This is a genomic window from Desulfosporomusa polytropa, assembly GCF_055380075.1.
Window position 1 is genome coordinate 5,262,055 of sequence record NZ_AP042400.1, and the last position, 23,889, is coordinate 5,285,943.

Sequence of the window (23,889 nt, forward strand, 5' to 3'; positions counted from 1 at the left end):
GCTGGACTCTTGCGGAGAGGCTGACGTCTATTTCTGAATGACAGAAGAAATAGCAATTTTAGGAGGGCGAATCACTATGATGGCTTCAATATATTCCGGAGTGTCCGGAATTCAGGCACAGTCAAAGAAACTTAGCGTAATCGGCAATAACCTTGCCAATGTGAATACACCCGGTTACAAGGGGCAAACCACGGGTTTTGCTGATTTATTAAGTCAGACCCTTAGCGGAGCTTCCGCCGGTAATGCTGCCAGCGGAAGAGGGGGAACCAATCCTAAGCAAATAGGCTTAGGTGTAGGGGTGACATCGACAACAATGATAATGACTCCCGGCAGTACACAATCGACAGGCAACTCCCGCGACGTATCAATTGGCGGTAACGGGTTCTTTATTGTGCAGGGAGGCGGAACAGATAAGTACCAATATACCCGGGCCGGCAATTTTGGTGTGGACGTTTCCGGTAACATGACAGTAAATGGTTATAAAGTCTGCGGTTGGCAGAATTATACGATAAATGCCGATGGTACCTATAACTATGATACAGAAGCAGCTGTAGAACCCTTGAATTTATTCTCGAACGGCAAGAAAACCCTGGCGCCCAAGGCTTCAACCAAATCCACATTGACCGGCAGCATTAACGCTTCTGCAACTGCTCAGGGACCTGCCGCGACCATTGGCAGTAAGGCCATAGCTACTGCCAATAACACAGGGATGAACGATGTAACCAAAGCCTACGGAACTGCTGATGCTACTGTCACCATTAATGGCACTAGTGTTCCCATAACGGCTACTGACACAATATCATCAATTATTAGTAAAATTAATGCCCAGACTGCAACCACCGGTGTAACTGCTACCTGGAATGTCGGTGATGGCACAAATGGTTATATTCAATTAACCAGCGAGGGGAAACCTGCTGGTACTATTAACAACATTGCGCTGAATGCGAATAATACCACCCTGACGAAACTTTTTGCTGCAACCAGCAGTACTTCGCTTAGCGCCGTTACTGCTTCGGGAACTAGCAAAATTTCGACAACCTTAGGCACTGCTGCCAATGCCACTACCAATGCTACAGGGTTAACAGCAGCCAGCACGGCAACTGCTGCGCAAACAGGAGACATCAAAATTAACGGAACTACTATTGCTATAGCTACTGGTGAGACACCAGCGCAGATTATCGCAAAAATAAACTTACAGACTGCAAATACCGGTGTGACCGCTGCCTGGAACGCCGGTGACGGCACAAATGGTTATGTTCAACTAAATTCGGCTACTGTCGGCAGTACGTCAAAGATTACTCTGTCAGGTAACAATGCGGCGTTGACAGACATTTTTGCAGCAACCACAAGTACTACGGACACGTCAGCTTCGGCAACGACTACCATGAAGGCCGATTCTTCAACTACATTATTAGCATATGACAAACTAGGAAACAGCTATAATGTTCAGGTCAACCTCTATAAGGTTGATGCCAATACTACGGATGCCGATAATCCTGTGACAACCTGGTACTGGGAAGCTGATACCGCAGATAAAAATCTTTCTGTCAACGGTAGCGGCTATATCCAGTTTGACAAAAATGGCAAGATGCTTACAACAACTTATCCCTCTACCTCTTCCATTACATTAACACCGACAAACTCCAATGCCAGCACCGCACCTTTCGATGTAAGCCTGGTTATGGATGAATTGACTTCTTATGCCAGCACCGGCAGCGACAGTCTGACAAATACTACTGACGGTTATACGGCCGGTGAACTGGACGACTTTACCATTAGTGCTGATGGCACAATTATCGGTAGTTATAACAATGGACAAACCCAGCCATTAGGTATGGTTGCACTTGCCAATTTTACCAATTCAGCCGGTCTGAACAAAATTGGTAATAACTTATATACAACTACCGTTAACTCTGGTAACTTTACCGGCGGGGTAACGGCAGGCAGTGCCGGTACCGGCGGCCTGAGTGCCGGTACTCTGGAAATGTCCAATGTGGATTTATCCGAACAATTCAGTGAGATGATGATCACCCAGCGCGCCTATCAGGCCAACAGCAAGATTATTTCGGCATCAGATGAGTGTCTGCAATCTGTCATTAATATGGTGAGCTAGTGAAAAGGGGGAAACGCAGCTATGAGCTCGACCTTTGGCGTCTATAGTATAGCGCATTCGGGCATGCGTGCTAATCAATCCGCGCTGACAGTGACAAGTCATAATCTATCCAACGTGAATACTCCCGGCTATTCCCGCCAGCAGGTAAACAGTGTGGCGACGGTCACTGCATATTCAGGTCGGCAGACGGAGGGAACAGGCGTCAGCGTTAATGAGGTTGCTCGGGCCCGGAATGAGTTGCTTGATAATGCCTATCATAAAAAAAATGCAACGGCCTCCTATTGGAGTACCAAAAGCGGCATGATTACTTACGCGCAGCAAATACTTGACGAGTTTTCCACCACTGCCACAACTAGCACTTCAGACAATGATGGCTTGCAGCAAATAATTACGGACTTTTTCAACTCCTGGGACGAATTGTCCCAGGACGCGGGCAGCACCAATAGCCGGAAGGAAGTCATAGAACAGGCCGCTACACTGCTTGATTCCTTTCACAAGGCAGATAAAGATCTGGCTAATCTGCAGCAGGATGCCTGTAACTCGACGAACGATATCGTAAAAGAAATCAATAGTATTGGTGAGCAAGTGGCTGCACTCAACGTGCGAATTGCCCAAGCAGAAGCGACAGACGCGGAAGCCAGCGACTTGCGGGATCAGCGGGACTACTTATTGGACAACTTGTCTAACTATACCAACTTTAGCATGCAGGAACAGCCTAACGGCTCGGTTTCTGTGACAATTGGCGGAGTAGCGCTGGTAAACATGGATAAGACAAACAAATTAGCTGTCATAGGCGATGGCTCAGTAGAACGTCCGCTTGAAGTGCAATGGGTCGGGCTGGATGAAACTGCGAAAATAACCAGCGGCACGTTGAAGGCTTGTCTTGACGATGCCGATCAAACCGGTGTTGCGGATATTACCAATCCCGCAAGTTATAACTATAGTGCGGATGCTGTAAGTTCAATCAGTAATCTGCGGCAGGCATTAAATAATGTAATTACCACACTGGCAGTCAAGATTAACGACTTGCATAAAGCAGGCAAAGGCTTGGATGGCAGTACCGGTAATGACTTTTTTGTGGCAATTGACACAAGTGAGCCGCTAAGTATCAATAACATCCAGGTGAATCCTAAGCTTGCCGGTAACACAGATCTGCTGGCTGCTGGTAACAGTGGTCAAAAGGGTGACAACACGGTTGCTGATGCAATAGCTGATCTAAAAACAGCGAAGATTTATAAATTTGATGGACTATCCCAGGATATTACCGGGTTTTATCAATCGGTGGTTACCTGGGTGGGAACAGCGGGTAGTAATGCTTCCGGCTATTACGACACGGCGTCATCACTAGCCAGCCAGGTTGACAATCAAAGACAGAGTATCTCCTCGGTTTCACTGGACGAAGAGATGTCCAACATGATTATGTATGAGAATGCTTATAGTGCGTCGGCAAGGGTGCTAAGTACCATGGACGGCCTCATTGCCGATTTAATTCAAGAAATTGGTTGATAAGTAAACTAAAGGGGGGAGCAGGATGAATTCTACCTGGACCGGACTATGCATTTCAACGCGTGGATTATTTTCAAGTAAAGCAGGCTTACTGGTTACTAACAATAATATTAGTAACGCGAATACCCAAGGCTATTCCCGGCAAGGGGTAAATCAAGTAGCCGTTACGCCGGCTGCCATATATAACAGTAAATATATGATTGGCAGTGGTTCTGAAGTGGAGTCTGTTACCCGTGCCAGAAGTGAACGCCTTGACCAGAAGTACTGGCGGGAAAATAGCGATCTGGGCGAGGTGCAGACAAAGTCAGATACATTAAAAGAAGTGGAAAGTACCTTCGGGGAAGCGGACAATAAGGCGTTTACTACGGCAATGAGTGATTTTAATGACGCCTTGGAGAGTGTATCCACAGACCCCGGCAGTTCCAGTGCCAGGAAGTCGCTGCAGCAAAAGGGAAAAAATCTTTGTGAATATCTTAATTCCACATCAAAAAAATTGACCCAATTACGCGAAAGTCTCAATGGTGAAGTAAAAGCAAATGCCGATCAGATCAACTCTTACGCCTCGCAAATCGCGACCTTAAATAGCCAGATCAGGGTAGCTGCCGGCAGCGGCGCTTCGACCAATGACTTGAAAGATCAGCGCACAGTACTGATTGACAAGCTTTCTAAACTGACAGATGTCACTGTAAATCAAGCGGTGGTCGGCAAATTGGCTGACGGCAGTGACGATATTGTCCTTTCCGTTAATGCCGGCGGCGTTACGTTAGTTAACAATGACAAATACCGGCAACTGGAATGCTATCAGAATGCAGATGGTATGTATGGTGTGTGCTGGCAGGATACGAAAGAAGACTTTACTTCTGGGGGCGGTGAACTAAAAGCAGATCTGGAGTTGCGGGACGGAACGGGGGAAAACTCGGAATATAAAGGTATCCCGTATTATCTCAACCAGCTTGATAACTATGCCCAGACGCTGGCCAAGGTCTTTAATGAAGGCGGATCATATACCAATGCCAATGGTACCACCATCACCTATCCAGGACACGCCGGCGGGTATGGATTGCCGGCTACAACTGGTGCAGCTGCCCCAACAGGGAATCGCTTCTTCTCCTATGATAGCCTGACAGGCACTGGGCTGGACTATGGCAAGGTCACGGCCGCCAATATATCCTTATCGAAGGAAGTGCTGGACAATACGAACAACATTGCTGCGGCCAACGCTACCGGAGGGACGGATAATGCGAAAAACATTGATTCTTTGATTGACCTGCTTGCGGATTCAAATATGTATACTAACGGTACACCCACCGATCAAATGGGTTCGATTATCACCACACTGGGGATCGCTAGCGATTATTCTGATACAATGTCAAGCAAGCAAGGTTCATTTGTCAATAACATTGATACCCGCCGGAAATCAGTTTCCGGCGTCTCATCCAATGAAGAAACGGCCAATATAACCAAATACGAAGAGGCCTATAATGCTTCGGCGACAATGGTGAGTACCTGGAGCAGTATCTATCAAACCACCCTTGACATGGTATCTGACTAGTAAGGAGGGAAGCTTGTGCGTATTACTAACACCATGATAACAGATAACTCTGTATGGAACATTAATAAAAACATGGAGCGACTGAACGACGCTCAGCAAAAATACACGACACAGTCCAAAATTCAACTGCCGTCCGATGATCCGATTGTAGCCAGCAGGGCGGTAAAATACCGTAGTTATGTGGCGAATGTCGAGCAGTATCAGAAAAATGTGGACAGCGCCGTCTCCTGGGAAAAAGTCACCGACGGCGCGCTTGACGACCTCGGCGATGCTATTGTCCGTCTCAAAGGACTGGTCACCAAGGCTTCCTCATCCGGTACCCTGACTGACTCGGAGCTGCAGGACATTAAGTCAGAGGTCAGCGAGTTGCAGCAAGAAGTGGTTGACTATATGAATACCTCCTATGCCGGCCGCTATGTATTTGCCGGCTATGATACCGATAAGCCTCCCTACGAAATCGAGTCAACCGCGGTGGGTAACCGGATAAAATTCAAAGGCCAGTACTTAAGTGTCGGCGGCGCAATGGCCGGGACAACTAGTGATAGCGATATTACCAGCTTCTGCAACACCGCCTACACGAATTCGAAAATTTACAACAGCACAACTGCCGCGCAGGATATCCAGTATAATGTCGGTTTTGGCAGCAGTGTGCCGGTAAATGTGGAAGGGCAGAATGTGACAGGCTCAGGCTTAAATAATTTATTTGATACTTTTTCTAAAATCTTAATCGGCTTGGATGGCGGCACCAGCTATAAAACGGCGACTGTTGACCAAACAACAGGTGCCGTAACTGTCAAAAGCACCGAATTCAAACTCACCGATACGCTTGACGAGCTGTCCGCCAACAATAATACTATCCTAACCGCCCGCGCCGATCTTGGGGCGCGCATGAACTATACCAATATGGCGAAAAACCGTGTGGACAGTGACAAGACAACATATACCGAACTGATGAGCAATAATGAAGATACCGATTTGTTAGAATCCTACACCAATGCAACTACGGCCCAGACGGTATATAATGCATCACTGGCCGTCAGTTCCAAAGTGATGGGTAAGTCACTTGTTGACTATTTGCGCTAGTCAATAACAGGAAAAGGAGGCGATCACATGGCAAGTTCAAGCAGCGGCAGTGTATCAGCAACCACCGTTAACGGAACAACAAGGATGACTGGCTTGTCTTCAGGCCTTGATGTGGATTCTTTAGTAGAACAAACCATGTCGGCAGAGAAGACCAAGGTAAATAAATTAAAGCAGAAGAAAGAAAAGGCCGAGTGGACACAAGAAGCCTATCGGGATATCACGAGCGATATCCAGACATTTTCCAATAAATACTTTTCCTCTACCTCTTCCAGTAGTATCATGAGCAGGAAAACCTTCCAGGCCTTTGCGGTAACAAGCAATAGCACGGCTGTTTCCGCCGATTATACCAGTGATGCTGTGGCAGGCACGCACACCATGACTGTCAGCCAGCTGGCGAAAGCTGCCTCGAAGAGCAGCACTGGCAAGCTTTCGAAGGATATTACCGGGACAACGGCAGCAGCAAGTATTAATTACACAGCCCTGGCGAACACCAGCTTTAAACTCACCATTGACGGCACCAGTTATACTGTAAAATTGGATTCTACCGTAACCAATGCGTCGACGCTGCAAACAGCCATAGACGCTGCTGTAGGCTCAAATAAGGTAAAAGTCGATACAAGTTCAGGTTACTTGAAAATGACTGCGGTTGCTGACAGTGGGGTTCAGAAAATCACGGTTAGTGATCCGGACAGCAAAACCAGCACCAGCTCATTAAGCACCCTGGGACTGACCAACAAGCAGTCAAATCGGATCAGCACCCAGTCGACACTGGCAACCCTGGCTACCAGTGTGAATGGTGGCTTTAGTTTTGATTCGCACGACCAAGTAGAACTCACGATTAATGGTACCAACTTTTCCTTTGACAAAGACACAACACTTGCAGAAATGATCAGCGAGGTTAATAATAGCAGCGCTGCCGGTGTTACCATGAAATATGATGAGGTTGCCGACAAACTGATAATGACAGCCGCGAAGACCGGCGCCGGCAATATGCTCAATGTGAGCGAGACAGGCAGTACCTTTTTGTCGGCGGCACTGGGCACAGACACCGCCGGGCAGGATGCTAAAGTAACCATAGACGGCGCCAGTCTTACCCGCAGTACCAATACGGTGACTGTTGGCGGCGTTATCTATACTCTGAACCAGGAGACAACAGCAGCAACAGCAGCAACCATTAGTGTGTCCCAGGATGCAGATACCATTTACAACAATATCACAAGCTTTGTAGATGCCTATAATACATTAATTGATAAAATTAATGACAAGCTTGATGAAGAATATAATTCCGATTATCCGCCGCTGACCGATGATCAGAAAAAAGACATGTCAGACGATGAAATCACGAACTGGGAGAAAAAGGCTAAGACCGGTCTGCTGGAAAGTGATTCAACCCTGAACAGTTTTGCAAGTAGCATACGGGAGGTATTGTCGGAAGCGGTTTCCGGTGTAAGTCTCGCAAGCATTGGCATTACTACCGACGACTACAAAGAAAAAGGCAAGCTGCATATCAATGAAGATACTTTAAAAAGCGCGATCAAAAACAACCCTGAAGGGGTCATGAATCTATTTACCAAGCAATCTTCCGAATATCCCGGAACGAATATGCGCAAATTAACTACCAGCCAACGCAATACAAGGTACAAACAGGAAGGCATTGCTTACCGGCTCTATGATGTCTTGCAGGATAATATCTCAACACTGGGCGATAGGCAGGGTAACAAGGGTTTATTACTGGAAAAGGCCGGTATGGAGAGTGATGCCACTGATACTGATAATGAGCTGAGCGATCAGATCAAGGATCTGAAGGCACGGATTACGAAAGAAGAAAAACGCCTGGACAGTAAAGAAGATAGTCTCTATAAAAAATACTCGAATTTGGAAACGTATATTAACAAAATGAATTCTCAGTTATCGCAAATATCTTCTTTAACTTCATCATGATAAGGGGCTAAGCCAGGATGAATGAGCTCGAATTCAAAGAGTGCTTGAAGCAAAAACGGCAAATTATTCAGCGTATCCTTGCCAATAACGAAACACAGCGCTATTTCATTCAGCGCCAGAATATGAAGGGCTTGCAGCGATTGCTGTTGGAACGGGATCAATTAATTGAAGAACTTGCCGCAGTGGAAGGCAGGCTGAAAAGTGCCGGGGCTACTTGGCAGCAAGCGGCAGCGTGGCAGGCAATCCTGCAAACCGTTAAAGAAGAACAAGCGGCGATGCTAAACTCCTGTAAGCTTATCGTGGAAGAAGCGGTCGCAGCCCGTCTGCAGATTGCCGCCGAGCTGCGCGAAATAAAAGCCGGACGTCTTCTAAAGAACAACTATGCGCCGCCATGGCCAAGTATGGTCGCTGGCCGCCAACTAAGTATAAAAGGCTAGTGAACTCGTTTCAGCAAAGCTGAAACATTGGGGGTTCAGGTGGAGAGTCTACTCCACCTGAACTGACGCCGCCTGTAGAGGCGGGAGTCTTGACTCAGCGATTAAGATAAAAAATCTCTCTTCACTTCGTCCAGAAGTACGGGGAGATTTTTTGTTGATAGACTTTCGTCCGCCACAACCGCTGCGAAGTAAGCGGTTGTTTTGCTTGGGGGTTTCTCTAGTACAAAAAAAGACAGTGGATAAGCTTATTGCTAAGCGTTCCACTGTCTTTTTTTGTACTAGTAAATATTAGTTTTGCAGCAGAGTCAGTACTTGCTGGGGCTGCTGATTGGCTTTGGCCAGCATAGCAGTAGCTGCTTGGTTCAGCACGCTCTTATTGGTATAGGTGGCCATTTCCGAAGCCATATCTACATCGCGGATATTGGATTCGGCCGAGTTCAGATTTTCGCTCGAAGTTGTCAGGTTGTTGATAGTATGCTCCAGACGGTTGATAACGGCGCCCATTTTGGAACGTTCAGCCGATACTTTGCTGGTAGCTTGATCAAGAACACTGATGGCAGCAGTTGCCTTATCCGCAGTGGAAACATCAAGCGAATATTCGACGTCGGTGTCGGAAGTGCCGTCAGTTACTGTCTTAGCAGCCTTATAGGATGCAGTTACATCCTTGCCTTCACTGTCTTTAACGGTGATGGTGTCGGCAGCAGTTGTCGAAGAAACAGTAAGCGCCTTAGCACGCATGTCTTTAATGCTGAGGGACATAGTTTGTCCGGTATTGGCACCGATTTGGAAGGTGGCCTTGAAATCTTCCTGAACGCCGCCATCTTTAACGGCAATGGTGTTACCATCTTCGCCAAGCTTTGTGCTATCAGCGACAATATCCAGTCTATTAGTATTAGTAGCATCTATTTTTAAAGCAACGCCAGCAATCTTTGTGCCGACTTGGTTGACGATAGTATTAACTAATTCTTCATCTTTAGCGCCGGTGGCAGCAGCTAGCGCTGTGCTGATGTTAACGCCAATGGCATCACCGGTGTAGGCTCCGTCGTTTGCATTGTAAAACTCAATCTGTTTGCCGTTAATTGTCATGCCTTTTCCGACAAGTGCTTTAATTTCAGCGTCAGTATCGACTGCACTCAAGTCGATTTGCTTGTTTGCTTGTGTATAGGTCGTCGTTCCAACAGTGGCTGCACCACCAGTCGCGGCTGTTGCTAATGCTGCTGAGAATGCTACAGCTGCAGCTGCGCCATCTTTTCCTCTAAAAGCCCCAGTAGTTGTGGCTGCCACTGTGACGAGACCGGCAGCACCCGCAGTTGCAGTATAATTATTTTTCAAAGTAGAATTTTGCAGTATCATGCTATTAAGGGCTGATGTAACCGCGGTACCGGCATCAGTATTAGCAACGGTACCATTGATTTTAACAGTAACACTATTACCAGTAATAGAAGAAGTATCAACTGCGGCACTGTTTGCAGTAATTGTTGCATCAGTAACAAAGGTAACCTTTAATTGTTGACCATTTAGTGTCCAGGTTGCTGACTTACCATTATCAGCTGCAACTAAGCCGCTGCCAATGGTGGTAGCTTGTGATACATCATTGTAGTTCGTAGCACCACTAGCCAAATTTCCGTCAGTGACCGATCCGGATGCGGCTAAATCAGCTTTGCCATCACCTTTCAGCAAGGTTTTGGTATTGAAGGAAGTCGTATTGCCAATCCGGTTGATTTCGGAAGTCAGCGCGTCCATTTCATCCTGGACAGCGGTGCGGTTATCATCGGTTAAGGTATCGGTGGAAGCTTTTACACACAGTTCACGCATACGTTGGAGAATGCTGGTGGTTTCATCCAAGGCACCTTCAGCGGTTTGGGTCATGGAGATAGCATCCTGCGAATTGTCGGTTGCTTGGTCAAGACCGCGGATTTGGCCACGCATTTTTTCCGAGATAGCCAGACCGGCGGCATCATCGGCAGCTGTGTTGATCCGGTAACCAGAAGATAATTTTTCCAGTGAGCTGTTCATCAGCGTGTTGTTGGCACTCAATTTGTTATACGTGTTCAACGCAGAGATATTGTGATTAATAATCATTCCCATTTTGTCATTCCTCCTTGATTTTAAGAAAAATTTGGGCATCCTTGCCTGTGGTGCACTACGTCAAAAAAGGTAAATATTTGTCTGCCTATCTCCTCCTTTTGATGTTCTAACCTAAAGTTCGGACGGCAGTATTAGAAATAAGTAAAATAAAGTATTTAGAAAGAGTTAAGAAAATATTTATTGAGCCAAAACGACAATTTCCCCCTTTGGGCTCAATAAAAGCAGCGGGATAGGCTGCTTTATAAAGTTGAAGTGGACTAAATAAAAAAGACTAGTAAACCCAGCCTATAACGGGTTTGTTAGTCTTTTTGCTTAATTAGCAACTGGTGTTGCCCCTTGTTCTTTCTGCAGATAATAGCCTACGCCCCAGACGGTTTTTAGATTGGTGAGTTTGAGTTTTTTGCGCAGGTAATGGATGTAGAGATTAACGGTGGTAAACTCCGCTTCGGAAAAATAACCCCAGACCTTTTGAATGATTTGTTCTTTGGTTACTACATGACCATAGTTGCGGATGAGGAGCTCCAATAGCTGGGATTCTTTGAGTGTTAGTTGAATGACGTCATTGTCTTTGATTACTTGGCAACGCAGCGGATTGAGAATAATATCGTCGACAGTCAGTACACTTTCCGCGATGGATCCACCGCGACGGCGGGTTAAGGCTTTGAGCCTTGCTAATAATTCCACTGAGTAAAAGGGCTTAATCAGGTAATCATCAGCGCCTGCGTCTAGGCCTTCGGCCCGGTCTTCAGGAGAATCCTTGGCTGTTAAAAAGATAACAGGGGTATTATGTCCCAGTTCGCGAAATTCTTGTAGTACGGAAATCCCATCCAGCTCTGGCAGCATGCGGTCTAAAACAATGATATCATAGATGTCAGTACAAGCCATTTCCAGGCCTGTTTTCCCGTCATGCGCGGCATCTACGACGAAACCGTTCTTTCTCAATAAATGGGATAATGAGTCAACTAATTTGCTGTCGTCTTCGATGTGTAGTAGTTTCAATGAATACACCCCCTTTTTTGTCCTACAGCTTGTGGAAGGATCACCATTATTAGAATTCTTTATATTTATTATCTCGGATAAATATTTATAATTTACTTAGAAAATTGTTGATAAATAATTTAATTAAGAAAACAGACAGGGGACAGGATCTTGTTTGGACAAAAAAAGACTACCAAGCCCAGCCTAGAAAGGTTGGTTTTGGTAGTCTTTTTTAGATTAATTCGCAGCCAATGCTGCCTCTTTTTCTTTATGTAGATAATAGCCTACGCCCCAGACGGTTTTCAGATTAGTGAGTTTAAGTTTTTTGCGTAGGTAATGAATGTAGAGATTGACGGTGGTAAATTCAGCTTCGGAAAAGTAGCCCCATACCTTTTGGATGATTTGTTCTTTGGTTACTACATGACCGTAGTTAAGGATTAACAACTCCAAAAGCTGGGATTCTTTGAGTGTTAGCTGAACGACGTCATCGCCTTTTACTACTTGGCAGCGCAGCGGGTTTAAAATAAGGTCGTCGGCAGTAAGCACGTTTTCTGCTATTGCTCCGCCGCGGCGGCGGGTTAAGGCTTTGAGCCGTGCTAATAATTCTACCGAATAAAAGGGCTTAATCAAGTAATCGTCTGCGCCTGCATCCAGGCCCTCGGCCCGGTCTTCAGGAGAATCCTTGCCAGTTAAAAAAATAACAGGGGTATCATGTCCCAGACTGCGAAATTCCTTGAGTAAAGAAATCCCATCTTGCTGAGGCAGCATGCGGTCTAACATAATAATGTCATAGATGTCAGTGCAGGCCATTTCCAGGCCTGTTTGACCGTCAAAAGCGGCATCTACTACGAAGCCATTTTTCCTTAATAAGTGCGATAATGAATCGACTAACTTGTTTTCGTCCTCTACGAGCAGTAGTTTCATGTAACTACAACCTTTGTAACCACAGCCTTGTGAAAAATTTTCCATCCTTGGTATCTATATATATTTTGCCATATAAATGTTGGAATTTTATTTAATCCAAATATTTATTTAAAAAGAATTAAATACTAGGTCTTGCAGGCAACAAAATAGTAAAGACTGTTCCTACGTTAGGTGTACTGCTTACGGAAATTGAGCCGCAATGACTTTCAATAATCCATTTGGCGATCGCCAGCCCTAGTCCGGAACCGCCCTTATTGCGGGATTCATCTACCTGGTAGAAACGGTCAAAAATCCTCTCTAGATATTGAGGTTTAATTCCTTCGCCTGAGTCGGTAATGGTTAGTAATAGTTTATTGCCTGTTTGGGACAAGGCGAGTATAATTTTTCCGCCAGAAGCAGTGTGACGGCTGGCATTATCCAGCAGGATGGCAATAACTTGTTTTAGTTGATGCTCATCGCCAAAGACTTCTATATTTGGCTGAGCGTGTACTTCCAGCGATAAATTTTTTTGTTGGGCAATTGCTTCAAAGGGAGCAGCGGCCTCGCTGAGAATTATATCGAAAGGAAAGAGTTGTTTATTAGGCGACTGCTGCTTCGAATCTGCTCTGGCTAAAAATAGGAGGGAATTAACAAGGTTTTTCATACAGGTGCTTTCCTCCTGGATATTATCTAACCATTTGCTCTGACTTGCTACGGTTTCGTCCAGGCTGTCTTTGATAATATCCAAGTTGGTTTGAATAATGGTGAGCGGTGTGCGTAATTCATGGGATGCATCAGAAAGAAAATCATGTTGTTGCTGCCAGGCTTTTTTTATTGGGAGCATGGCGCGATTAGCCATGTAGAAGCTAGCGCCAAAGGAGAGGAGGGCACAGACAAGACCGACCGCCAGGAGGGTTGTCAGCACAAGTTGTAGCATATTGGTTTCGGGGGTTAAATCATGAAAAATGATCACTGTACCAGGCGAGTTATGGAGCGGGGCTTTAAGATACGAATAGGTTGTTTCTTTCAATATAATGGTGTCTTGGGTAGCGCCCGCCAGCAAGGTACGTTTAGTAAGAGCCGTTAGACTGTCGGTATCCAGCGGCTGATTGGAGGATTGAAAGATAATAGCGCCCTCAGGTGAAGTTTTAACGAAAAAGAAACTAGGCTCAGGAGGTGGACCGGGGGGGATAAGCGGTGGAGGAACAGGCTGAAGTTTGTCAGGACCTCTGGCAAGGTCACCAGGCCGCAGCGGTAAATCGCCGATGAGCTCTGCCTGAATATCGTCTACGATTCGTTGCGACACGGCCTCCGTGTGACGGGTGATATTGATTTTGGAAAAAAAGTAGGTGCTGCAAATAAGCAAAAAGAAAAGGGTTAACATGATTACTACATTGATTGCAGTGAGTTTAAAGCGCAGCTTATGAAACATAACATAGTATGACTCCTTTTTTCACAGCCGTGTGAAGAGTACCCATCCATGGAAATCTATATTTATTTTTTCAAATAAAATAGTAAGGTTTTGTTGGTTTTGGTAACTTTACAGATATTTGTCAAAATCCCCCTAGCTTATATTGTAAAGCAAAGGACGGGGTTTTGCCAAGAGTTTCCACAAACTTAATTCCAAAACACGCGATTATTTGAATTGACATTCCATATGGTGAAATATTATGACTATTCCTTAAACTATCAAAGGAGTTTCTTAGCGGAGAGCGTATTACTATAAATATAAAATAGCATTCTGTTTTACGATGTGGCACAATTAAATAATACTACAAATACTAGGAGGAGCTTATATGGAAGTCAGACATTCTGTTCATCCGGATGATGTAAAGCGATTAACTACTGAGGAATTAAGAGAGCGGTTTTTGATTCAGGGATTATTTCAGCCTGACGAAATTAAGCTGGTATACAGCCATGTTGACCGCATGATTGCCGGCAGCGCCTGTCCCATTAAGGCGTTAGCGCTTAGTGGGGGCAAGGAATTAGGTGTAAGTTACTTTTTGGAAAGAAGAGAATTAGGGGTAATCAATATTGGCGGCGCTGGTGTGGTCAAGGTGGATGGTGCCCAGTACAAGCTTGATAGCACTGATGCCCTCTATGTAGGTATGGGTGCCAAAGAGATTATTTTTACAAGTGAGGATGCCAAGAAACCAGCTAAATTTTATCTTAACAGTGCGCCGGCCCATACGACCTATCCGACTGTTAAAATTGAACGTAAGGGTATTACTCCGGTTCACCTTGGCTCAATCCAAAGCTCCAATGAAAGAAATATCTACAAATATATTGAACCCAATACTGTCAAAAGCTGTCAATTAGTAATGGGGATGACGGTCTTAGAGCCAGGCAACATGTGGAATAGTATGCCTTGCCATACTCATGACCGGCGGATGGAAGTATATCTGTATTTCAACCTGCCGGAAGAGGCTTCGATGTTCCATCTCATGGGCGAGCCTGATCAGACACGGCATCTTGTCCTTAAAAATGAAGAAGCTGTCATTTCTCCTAGCTGGTCTATCCATGCCGGTGTAGCAACCAGCTGTTATGCCTTTATTTGGGGTATGGCAGGCGAAAATCAGGCCTTTGATGATATGGATCATGTTGCCATGAAGGATTTACGTTAGTAGTGAACTTGTTTCAGCAGAGCTGAAACATCGGGGGATCAGGTGGAGAGTCTACTCCACCTGATCTGACGCCGCCTGTAGAGGCGGGAGGCTTGACACGGCGGTTAAGATAAAAGGAAGTAGTCGCTAGCATTTAATACGTGTGAGTGACAGAATATTTTGTAAGCGGAGAGTAGGAGAGGATGCCGGTGCCGGGCTTAGAAGTACAGTCCTTGCAGCGAACATTTGATATATTAGAGGTCGTTGCCAATAGTGTTTCGCCGGTAAGCCTGAAATATATTACGGATGAGACAGGTTTGCCAAAATCCACTGTCTATCGGCTGCTTAGTAATCTGGAAAAACGGGATTATGTGAAATGTAATAGTAATGGTAGTTATCGGCTGGGTATCCAATTGCTGATGATGAGTCAGCGGGCCGAACAGAATTTTGATATTAAGCATTTAGCCAGAAAGTATTTGGTGCAGTTGAACAAATTGACCAAAGAGACTGTTCATCTGGGAATTTTGACTAAACATCGGGTTTTGTATGTCGATACGGTAGAGAGTCCGCATGCTTTGCGGCTGGTGGCTAAGTTAGGTACGACTAATTCTGTTCATTGTACAGCGTTAGGTAAGGTACTGCTTGTCGAACATGATGCGGCCAAAATCAGGGAGTTTCTCGCCATAGATGGAATGGAGCGGCGGACAGAATATACCTTATGCACGGTTGATGATTATTTAGCTGAGATAGCGAAGATTCGCAGGGTAGGGTATGCGTTGGACGACTGTGAGAGTGAGCTTGATGGCCGGTGTATTGGGGCGCCTATTTATGATAATTCCGGTCAGGTTGTGGCGGCAATCAGTATTTCTGGTTTAGCCTCCCGCTTTTCCAAGGAATATATTGAAAACGAAGTTGCTGGCAAGCTTTTGGAAAGTACTGGGGAAATATCAAGGGCGCTTGGTTATGCAGGAATATAAATAGGGGTTAACTCCCGAAAAAAACAAGGGGGATGGAATATGAATACAAAAAAATTTTTAGTGGCAGCGTTGTCTGTGGTAGTAGCCGGTTCGATGCTATTAGCTGGCTGCGGACAAAAGGATTCTAAGACTGCTGGAGACAAAAAAGATGGAGCTACCTACAAATTCCGGCTTGCTGAAAGTAATCCAGAGGAACATCCGGTAACGCTAGGTGACAAAAAGTTTGCAGAGCTGGTAGCGCAGCGTTCCAATGGCCGTATTACTATTGATGTTTTCCCAGGAGCGCAATTAGGGGAAGAGAAAGCGGTGATTGAACAAGTACAATTAGGTGCTATTGAGTTTACACGGGTAAGTGCATCACCATTAGGTGAATTTAACAAACAAATGAGTGTTTTTTCATTGCCTTATGTTTTTGATAATGAAGACCATATGTGGAAATTTCTCAAAGGTGAAATGGGCGAAAAAATGTTGAATGATTTGCAACCATCGAGAATGAAAGGGTTGGCTTATTATACTGGCGGCGCCCGCAGTTTCTATTCACTTAAACCACTTACTGGTGTTGACAGCCTGAAAGGGCTGAAAATTCGGGTTATGCAAAATAAAATTAACATGGATATGGTTGCTGCTTTAGGTGGCAGTGCAACTCCCATGCCGGCTGGTGAAATATATAGTGCTTTGCAAACAGGGGTAATTGACGGCGCTGAAAATAACTATCCAACATTTGTTGCGCAAAACCACTATCAGTCAGCTAAGCATTACATTCTGGATGCTCACCAACGAATTCCTGAAGTGTTATTAATGAGTAAGGCTGCCTGGGAAAAGCTATCGCCTGAGGATCAAAAACTCATTAAACAAGCGGCTATGGATTCAGTAGATTATCAAAGAGAAGTTTGGACTAAAACAGAAAAAGAGGCCGAAGCCAAAATTCGTGCAGCAGGCGTAACCATTACCGAAGTAAAAGATCTCAAACCTTGGCAAGCTGCTGTTAAACCTGTAATTGATAAATACGGCGCAGACTTTAAAGAAGTACTTAGTGCTATTGATAAGGCTCGCAGCTAGTTGATAAAAAAATGCACTGCAGATCGCTGCGGTGCATTTTTTTATCAATTAGTATTCCCAGAACATTTTTTGAATAGCTTGTGGGTTATCAGTTTTGGTTAGGGCTAGCATTAAAAGGATACGAGCCTTTTGAGGATTTAGATTATCGCTAGCGACAAAGTTATATTTATCATCATTAGCTTCGCCGTTACGGGCAATAATACCGTTGCCAACGCGGGCACTTCTTACAATGACAACTCCTTTTTTCTGAGCAGCTTCAATGGCAGGGTATTCGGCTTTGCCGATGCTGCCGTTACCAGTGCCGGCGTGGACAATGCCTTTGGCACCTGCGCGGGTAAGCGCCTCAACCACAACGCCGGTATTGTTGGCATAGTGGTAAGCAATATCAACACGGGGTAGATCAGTTAATTGGCTAATGTCAAATACAGTAGCGGTGGTATGTTTGCGTAAAGGAGCTCGATAAAAGACTGGTTGATCTCCGGTAAAGAAGCCAAGTGGGCCAATTTCTGGAGCTCTAAAAGTGTCGACCCTGTCGGTAATTGTTTTGGTAACATCACGGCCGGAGTGAATCGTATCGTTGAGCATAACCAGGACGCCTTTGCCTACGGCCTCTTTGCTACCAGCCAAGATAGTGGCCCGATAAAGATTGAGCATACCATCAGCGCTCATAGCTGTGGGTGGACGCATGGAGCCAACTACAACAACAGGTTTATCGCTTTTTACTACTAAATTTAGGAAATAGGCTGTTTCTTCCAGAGTATCGGTACCATGAGTAATCACGATGCCATCAACATCATCTTGCGCCAGTAATTGATTGACGCGTTTGCCAAGTGTAAGCCATACTTCGTTGGTCATATTTTCGCTGGCTATCTGGCAAATTTGCTCGCCGCTGACATTGGCGACCTTTTGTAATTCTGGCACATTGTTGATTAACGCATCAACCGGCGTTACCGCTGCTGTGTAACCCACAGTAGTTGTGTTTGTTGCACCAGAGCCAGCAATAGTACCGCCTGTGGCAAGAATCTTGACATTGGGAAGTTTGTCAGGTGCTTCTGCGGCCAAACATACAGCCTGTAAACTAAATGCCAGCACACAGATGACCGCTAGGAATAAATAACTTTTCCGGTTCAATAAGACCCCTCCTCGTAAAAGTGGATTCCACTCCAATTATAACCAATTTAGGGAATTTTTAAAAATAGCAAAAACCGTTATATTGGGCGGTTAGACTTACTATTTACAGGTTGTCCTCTTAGGATAAACTTTTTCAGACTATTTCTATTTTTCCCTTATTCGTATTTTAAAAAAAATCCTGGAAAAAACTTTATTGTATGCATGGATAATCGAGCAAGTTAATAGGATGTTAGTAGTAAATATTGAGCAGGAGTAAAATGAACATGCGTTTTTTTTACTTAAATGCCAAGCGGACCAAAAACCGGTTTAGTATTATTATTGCTGCGCTATTTGTTCTATTTGGCGGTATCTGGTTGTTTGAATATCTGGATGCCGCTGCTCTCAACTATTCTGTCAGCCAGCCGTCGACAGTGCCGCAAGGTGAAATGCATATAATTATTAGAATTCCTGACCGGGTGCTGGAACTGTATGATAATGGGAGGCTATTTAAGCGTTACCGGGTTGCTGTCGGCAAACGGGCGACACCAACGCCGATTGGAGAATGGAATATTGTGTATAAAGGCTGGAGCCCCAAAGAGGTGATGGGCACCCGCTGGATGGGTCTTGATATACCATGGGGAAGCTACGGTATACATGGAACAAGCGCACCGTGGTCAATCGGTAGCTTTGCCAGCCATGGTTGTATTCGCATGCGTAATCAGGATTCGGAAGAATTGTATGAATGGGTGCCTGTAGGGACGCCTGTCGATATTCTTGGACCGAAACCTGGTTTGAACCAGGTGTTGCGCCGAGGGAGTCAGGGGCCTGATGTTGTTGTGCTGCAGCTTAAACTCGTGAAACTGGGCTATTATCAGGAACGAGCGAAGGGCACCTTTGGCAAAGACACTGAGGCGGCGTTGCGGGCTTTTCAGCGAGATAACCGGTTGCCGGAAAGTGGTATAACCGATAAAGAAACCTTGCAATTGCTTAAGTTGTAAAGAAACTCAAAATAGGCTGCCAATGGTATTTTTTTTACCAGTGGCAGCCTATTTTGTGCTATGACAGGCGCATTGCTTTTTCAATACGTGCAAGGCCGGCTTCAATTGTGTCGCAGGAGGTTGCATAGGAGAAACGGAGATATTCCTCAGTTTCCCCGATATTTTGTGCGCCAAAAGCCGAGCGGGGTAGTACGGCTACTTCGGCGTTATAGAGCAGGTGCTGCTGCAGAGCCTTGCTGTCAGGCAAACCTAATCGTTGACAGGCCTTAGTGACATTAGGGAAAACATAGAAGGCACCGTTGGGGGTTTTGCAGGAAATCCCGGGAATGCTGTTTAGTCCGGCGACGATTAAATCACGTCTGGCTTTAAACTCACTAACCATATTGCTAACAAAATCCTGCGGGCCGGTTAACGCTGCTAGACCGCCATATTGTACAAAGGTGTTAGTGCAGGATTCGCAGTTGGTGATTAGCCGGGCAACATGTATGGCTAATTCTTCTGGCATAACGCCATAGCCTAGCCGCCAGCCAGTCATGGCATATGATTTCGAAAACCCGTCAAGAATGATGGTTCGGTCCTGCATGCCTGGCAGTGAAGCGATGCTGCCAAAAGTTCCCATGTAAGTAATCTGGCTGTAAATTTCATCAGATAATACCCATAAATCATGTTTATTGGCAAGGGCAGCGATAGTTTCTAGATCTTGAGCAGTCAGCATACCGCCAGTGGGGTTATGAGGACTATTTAAAATAATTACCTTGGTTTTTGGAGTAATACGATTTTCCAATTGATTGGTATCTAAGCTGAAATTCTGTTCTTCCAGTATCGGGGCGGCTATTGGTATGCCGCCGGTGAAGCGGATGACCGACTCATAAATGGGAAATCCGGGATTGGGGCAAATGACCTCATCACCGGGGTCAACTAAGGCGTGCAGTACATAATAAATGATCGGCTTACCGCCAGGGGTGATAACGACTTGTTCCGGGTTTACCTGGATATAGCGGGTAGTGGAAATGTGGCTGGCAACGGCTTCTCTGAGCGGTAAAATACCGGCTGAGGGGCTATAATGAGTAAAATTGTTCTGGATAGCAGTAATACCGGCCTGTTTAATGTTATCAGCAGTCTCGAAATCAGGTTCGCCAATGGCAAAGCTAATAATATCGCGGCCAGCAGCTTTGAGACGGTTTACTTCATTGAGTACATCAAAGGCATTTTCTGTACCAAGATTGTCTAAACGAGCAGCTAGTTTCATAGAGTAAATATTCCTCCCTGAGATAATAAGGTTGTATTTCTTAGCTATGCTTTCATAAAGTATCGATAATTTCAGTAACAAAGAGGCAGTTGATAAAAACTCAAATAGTAAGAAAAGGAGCCTGTCAGTGACAGTCTCCTCCTATATTACTGCGAAATTTACTCATAGTCAAGATCAACTTAACAATATAGTTTCCCTGGAAGTACAAAAGTCCACGCAGAAAGGCTTCGCCGACTTGGCTATTTTTTACGTCCCATAGTTGCGCCAAACGGTGCTAAACCGTTTGGTGTCAATTTTAAATTCGCCATGCGCCGAATAAACGCGTCGCAAAATATTAGGCAGAGCCTGTTCACCATGAAAACCCTTTAATTCAGCCATGACCTGAATGATCTGAAAAGCCATTTCACTAAGTCCAATGACTCCCTTTGATTTATGAATGACTTCACCAAGATTTACTTGGCAAGTAGACCAGAGACCGGCTTGCTCGACAGCTTGAACAAGCATAGCCATTTCTACGCCGTAATTTGCCGGTATGCGCATTCTGAGCAGGGAATCGCGGTATATCGCCACCGTTCCGGCTAGCGGTTGAATATAGCCGGAAAGCTCAGGACTGAAGGTATTAATCCAGGGGCGGGCTAATATTTCCGTAACACGGCCACCGCCCAGCTCGAGACCAGCTGCTTCGACTCGCACTGGACGGGAAAAGTAGCCTTTGGAAAACTTTATCTCAGGATGGGTAAGCATAGGGCCTAATAGGCCATAGAAAAAGCGAGGTGTAATTGTTTCAATATCAGTATCCACCCATGCCAGAATATCAGCATCGGTAACATAGGCACTTTTGTATATAGCCTCGCCTTTACCTGTGTAACTGCCCTGCTCTGGAACTATTTCGGTATGCTGATAAACGGGAATTCCATGGGACTTAGCAATAGCTATCGTGTTGTCTGTAGAATTAGAGTCTATGAGAATAATATCGTCAATGACTCCAGCATCTTTTACCTCAAGGGCAGTTTTTATCACATTGTCAACAGTCTTTTCTTCATTCAGACTAGGCAAGATAATAGCAATCTTGACGCCTAAGTTTTTTTTGCATGCCCGAAGCACCGAGGGTAGAGAAAAGTCCGCTGCCTCAAAGGTTCTCTCTCGCACCCAGCGGTAAATGGCATCACTTTTATCGAAGTCGATATCTTGTACTGGTCCGCGTACAAGTGTTATACTGCCTTCATATACTTGTCTCAATTGCTTATAAAGGGGATCAATTTCTGATTGTGCCAGCGGTGCACCAAAGAATAGCATGTTATAGTGAGAGCCGATGCTCTTGAGTAAATCAAAAATAGTAGCCTCACGCCGCCAAGTAATATTTACATTATCAAACAGTGTGTGAGCAGGCGCTACTACTGATGACAGGAAGACTTCCTCCAATTGAGGGATTTTTTCTTCTAAGTGATATATATGAGCCTCTTTGATACCTGCTTGTACCATAACATCAAGTACTGACCGGGCATTACTGCCACCGCGGAGAACTGCTGCGACTGGGCCGCCGACCCAACCGTCGGTAACGGCGGCGATCTGCTCGCAATAATTTGGTAGCTCTGTTATGTCTGCGATATCCTTAATTATGATTTGAGGGTTACCTTGAAATGGCCATTTTTTCATAGCTGCAGTCATAACAATTCCTCCCATTCGTATCTGGTAGAGTTTTAGCGAAAGTACAAAACAATGTTATTTTTAGCCTGTTATTATAAAGTGATACATTCTTCGGTTAGGGTAACAAAAGGAGCCTGCCTGTGACAGTCTCCTCCGTATACAATAACAGACTCTATTATTTACATATATTACCACAAGATTCCTTGATAGTCAAGTTCAAAGCTACTATTTGCCCAGAAGAATTATAAAGGCCGACAAGTGAAGAGTAAGTTCTCCGCACCTGTCGGCCTTAGATTCGCTTAATTAAAAATAACGCCAGTAGAGGTAGATGTGAGAGATAATAATCGATACTATCATCAGCGGAAAGGCAATCTTCAGATAGTGATTAAAGGTGAGCGAAATGCCATTTTTTTCGGCGATTCCTGCGACAATGACATTGGCCGAGGCACCGATAAGTGTTCCATTGCCGCCAAGACAAGCGCCAAGCGCCAGTGACCACCACAGGGGATCTAAAGTCATGCCAGAGAGCTGTCCCATTTCTAGGATCAGAGGAATCATGGTGGCGACAAAGGGGATATTATCAATAAAGGCTGAGGCAATTGCAGACACCCATAAAACGATCAAGGTCGTTTGTAGTAAATCCCCATGGGTTACCGTGAGGGTCCAGTGGGCTAATTCACCGATGACGCCAGTTGCCTTTAAGCCACCAACCAGAACAAACAGTCCAACGAAGAAGAAGATGGTAGGCCACTCAACATGTAACAGAATATCTTCAGGCTCTTCCCGGCTGACCAGCATAAGCAAGATGGCTCCTGTAAAGGCAATCGTAGCTGATTCCAAATGCAGCATTCCGTGGAAGATAAAAGCAACAATGGTAATGCCAAGAACGATCAAGGATTTTTTTAATAGCTGCCAGTCTTTAATCTCTTCTTTAAAATTGAGCTGTAAAATAGCTTGGCGGTTTTCGTCAGCAACATGTAAATCTTTACGATAAATCAAGAGCAACAGAGCAATGGTTACAATCAAAACGATAAAAATGACAGGAGTCAGGTGGACTAAAAAGGCGTTAAAGTCAAGGCCCACCGCACTGCCGATCATAATGTTCGGAGGGTCGCCGATTAAGGTAGCAGTACCACCAATGTTTGAGGCGATAATTTCTGCAATGAGAAACGGGGTAGGGTTAACCTGGAGCTTGTCAGTCAGTGTCAGTGTTACTGGTACAATTAATAAGACGGTGGTAACATTGTCAAGAAAAGCCGAGGCGATAGCGGTTATAAAGGCTAACAGCGCCAGGAGCCGCAGCGGTTCACCACCGGTTATGCGGGCAGCCCAGATGGCAACCGCTTCGAACACGCCTGTACGGCGGGTGATGGTAACCAAAATCATCATACCAATTAATAGTCCAAGAGTGTTAAAATCAATATTATCTTTGAGCGCAGTTTCCTGGGTCAAAAAGCCAAGCAGCAGCATCACCATGCCCCCGGCTGTCGCTACCACCATCCGATGGATTTTTTCAGAGATAATTAGGGCATAGGTAATTAAGAATACAATAACTGAACCCCAAAAAGCAAGATCATGCAAAATAAATGCGCCTCCTAATAATTTTCACAATAAAATTATATCATTGTGAAAATAATACGATATG

Annotated in this window: 18 protein-coding genes; 10 read left to right on the forward strand and 8 right to left on the reverse strand. The window is 45.1% G+C overall.

The genetic code is table 11. The features are described from left to right. Nucleotides 1-76: 76 nt before the first annotated feature. The 6 genes from ACZ449_RS26480 to ACZ449_RS26505 are packed head-to-tail and all read left to right on the forward strand — an operon-like array spanning nt 77 to nt 8,632. Nucleotides 77-2,113, forward strand: a complete 2,037-nt coding sequence (locus ACZ449_RS26480) for a flagellar hook-basal body complex protein (protein WP_464259000.1) — start codon at nt 77-79, stop codon at nt 2,111-2,113. Nucleotides 2,114-2,134: 21 nt separating this feature from the next. Next, nucleotides 2,135-3,619, forward strand: a complete 1,485-nt coding sequence (flgK, locus tag ACZ449_RS26485; protein WP_464259001.1) for a flagellar hook-associated protein FlgK — start codon at nt 2,135-2,137, stop codon at nt 3,617-3,619. A gap of 25 nt (nt 3,620-3,644) precedes the next feature. Further along, nucleotides 3,645-5,171, forward strand: a complete 1,527-nt coding sequence (flgK, locus tag ACZ449_RS26490; RefSeq protein WP_464259002.1) for a flagellar hook-associated protein FlgK — start codon at nt 3,645-3,647, stop codon at nt 5,169-5,171. Between the two features lie 15 nt (nt 5,172-5,186). Next, entirely contained in the window at nt 5,187-6,254 is a 1,068-nt protein-coding gene (gene flgL, locus ACZ449_RS26495) for a flagellar hook-associated protein FlgL (RefSeq protein ID WP_464259003.1), read from the forward strand. Nucleotides 6,255-6,281: 27 nt separating this feature from the next. Next, nucleotides 6,282-8,195 (forward strand): flagellar filament capping protein FliD, encoded by a 1,914-nt coding sequence (gene fliD / locus ACZ449_RS26500; RefSeq protein ID WP_464259004.1) that lies wholly within the window; start codon nt 6,282-6,284, stop codon nt 8,193-8,195. Nucleotides 8,196-8,212: 17 nt separating this feature from the next. Next, entirely contained in the window at nt 8,213-8,632 is a 420-nt protein-coding gene (locus ACZ449_RS26505) for a hypothetical protein (RefSeq protein WP_464259005.1), read from the forward strand. 288 nt (nt 8,633-8,920) lie between these two features. On the opposite strand, the gene ACZ449_RS26510 is transcribed toward ACZ449_RS26505, so the two are convergent. The 4 genes from ACZ449_RS26510 to ACZ449_RS26525 form a co-directional block, all read right to left on the reverse strand. Beyond that, a complete protein-coding gene (locus tag ACZ449_RS26510; RefSeq protein ID WP_464259006.1) occupies nt 8,921-10,720 on the reverse strand; it encodes a flagellin N-terminal helical domain-containing protein in 1,800 nt (599 codons plus the stop codon). A gap of 312 nt (nt 10,721-11,032) precedes the next feature. Continuing rightward, nucleotides 11,033-11,719 (reverse strand): response regulator transcription factor, encoded by a 687-nt coding sequence (locus ACZ449_RS26515; RefSeq protein WP_464259007.1) that lies wholly within the window; start codon nt 11,717-11,719, stop codon nt 11,033-11,035. A 216-nt stretch (nt 11,720-11,935) separates the two neighbouring features. Further along, entirely contained in the window at nt 11,936-12,622 is a 687-nt protein-coding gene (locus ACZ449_RS26520; RefSeq protein WP_464259008.1) for a response regulator transcription factor, read from the reverse strand. 118 nt (nt 12,623-12,740) lie between these two features. Then, nucleotides 12,741-14,033 (reverse strand): sensor histidine kinase, encoded by a 1,293-nt coding sequence (locus ACZ449_RS26525; protein ID WP_464259009.1) that lies wholly within the window; start codon nt 14,031-14,033, stop codon nt 12,741-12,743. Nucleotides 14,034-14,397: 364 nt separating this feature from the next. On the opposite strand from ACZ449_RS26525, the gene kduI reads away from it, so the two are divergent. The 3 genes from kduI (at nt 14,398) to ACZ449_RS26540 (ending at nt 17,240) form a co-directional block, all read left to right on the forward strand. Beyond that, nucleotides 14,398-15,225: a 5-dehydro-4-deoxy-D-glucuronate isomerase gene (gene kduI, locus ACZ449_RS26530; protein WP_464259010.1), complete on the forward strand. Its 828-nt coding sequence runs from the start codon at nt 14,398-14,400 to the stop codon at nt 15,223-15,225. A 188-nt stretch (nt 15,226-15,413) separates the two neighbouring features. Further along, nucleotides 15,414-16,181: an IclR family transcriptional regulator gene (locus tag ACZ449_RS26535; RefSeq protein ID WP_464259011.1), complete on the forward strand. Its 768-nt coding sequence runs from the start codon at nt 15,414-15,416 to the stop codon at nt 16,179-16,181. 39 nt (nt 16,182-16,220) lie between these two features. Next, nucleotides 16,221-17,240, forward strand: a complete 1,020-nt coding sequence (locus tag ACZ449_RS26540; protein ID WP_464259012.1) for a TRAP transporter substrate-binding protein — start codon at nt 16,221-16,223, stop codon at nt 17,238-17,240. Between the two features lie 48 nt (nt 17,241-17,288). Here ACZ449_RS26540 and ACZ449_RS26545 read toward each other — a convergent pair whose 3' ends face one another. After that, on the reverse strand, nt 17,289-18,371 hold the full coding sequence (locus ACZ449_RS26545) for a type II asparaginase (protein ID WP_464259013.1): 1,083 nt from the start codon (nt 18,369-18,371) through the stop codon (nt 17,289-17,291). Nucleotides 18,372-18,634: 263 nt separating this feature from the next. Here ACZ449_RS26545 and ACZ449_RS26550 point away from each other — a divergent pair, with 263 nt between their 5' ends. Then, nucleotides 18,635-19,348: a L,D-transpeptidase family protein gene (locus tag ACZ449_RS26550; protein ID WP_464259014.1), complete on the forward strand. Its 714-nt coding sequence runs from the start codon at nt 18,635-18,637 to the stop codon at nt 19,346-19,348. 58 nt (nt 19,349-19,406) lie between these two features. Here ACZ449_RS26550 and ACZ449_RS26555 read toward each other — a convergent pair whose 3' ends face one another. The 3 genes from ACZ449_RS26555 to ACZ449_RS26565 form a co-directional block, all read right to left on the reverse strand. Next, entirely contained in the window at nt 19,407-20,597 is a 1,191-nt protein-coding gene (locus ACZ449_RS26555) for a pyridoxal phosphate-dependent aminotransferase (RefSeq protein ID WP_464259015.1), read from the reverse strand. 246 nt (nt 20,598-20,843) lie between these two features. Next, entirely contained in the window at nt 20,844-22,265 is a 1,422-nt protein-coding gene (locus tag ACZ449_RS26560) for a glucosyl-3-phosphoglycerate synthase (RefSeq protein WP_464259016.1), read from the reverse strand. A gap of 282 nt (nt 22,266-22,547) precedes the next feature. Continuing rightward, on the reverse strand, nt 22,548-23,825 hold the full coding sequence (locus ACZ449_RS26565) for an ArsB/NhaD family transporter (protein WP_464259017.1): 1,278 nt from the start codon (nt 23,823-23,825) through the stop codon (nt 22,548-22,550). Nucleotides 23,826-23,889 lie beyond the last annotated feature (64 nt).

Bases quoted from the DNA above. Each gene is read 5' to 3' on its own strand.
- ACZ449_RS26480 (WP_464259000.1), top strand. From the start codon at position 77: ATGATGGCTTCAATATATTCCGGAGTGTCCGGAATTCAGGCACAGTCA.
- flgK (WP_464259001.1), top strand. From the start codon at position 2,135: ATGAGCTCGACCTTTGGCGTCTATAGTATAGCGCATTCGGGCATGCGT.
- flgK (WP_464259002.1), top strand. From the start codon at position 3,645: ATGAATTCTACCTGGACCGGACTATGCATTTCAACGCGTGGATTATTT.
- fliD (WP_464259004.1), top strand. From the start codon at position 6,282: ATGGCAAGTTCAAGCAGCGGCAGTGTATCAGCAACCACCGTTAACGGA.
- ACZ449_RS26505 (WP_464259005.1), top strand. From the start codon at position 8,213: ATGAATGAGCTCGAATTCAAAGAGTGCTTGAAGCAAAAACGGCAAATT.
- ACZ449_RS26510 (WP_464259006.1), bottom strand. From the start codon at position 10,720: ATGGGAATGATTATTAATCACAATATCTCTGCGTTGAACACGTATAAC.
- ACZ449_RS26520 (WP_464259008.1), bottom strand. From the start codon at position 12,622: ATGAAACTACTGCTCGTAGAGGACGAAAACAAGTTAGTCGATTCATTA.
- ACZ449_RS26525 (WP_464259009.1), bottom strand. From the start codon at position 14,033: ATGTTTCATAAGCTGCGCTTTAAACTCACTGCAATCAATGTAGTAATC.
- kduI (WP_464259010.1), top strand. From the start codon at position 14,398: ATGGAAGTCAGACATTCTGTTCATCCGGATGATGTAAAGCGATTAACT.
- ACZ449_RS26540 (WP_464259012.1), top strand. From the start codon at position 16,221: ATGAATACAAAAAAATTTTTAGTGGCAGCGTTGTCTGTGGTAGTAGCC.
- ACZ449_RS26550 (WP_464259014.1), top strand. From the start codon at position 18,635: ATGCGTTTTTTTTACTTAAATGCCAAGCGGACCAAAAACCGGTTTAGT.
- ACZ449_RS26555 (WP_464259015.1), bottom strand. From the start codon at position 20,597: ATGAAACTAGCTGCTCGTTTAGACAATCTTGGTACAGAAAATGCCTTT.
- ACZ449_RS26560 (WP_464259016.1), bottom strand. From the start codon at position 22,265: ATGACTGCAGCTATGAAAAAATGGCCATTTCAAGGTAACCCTCAAATC.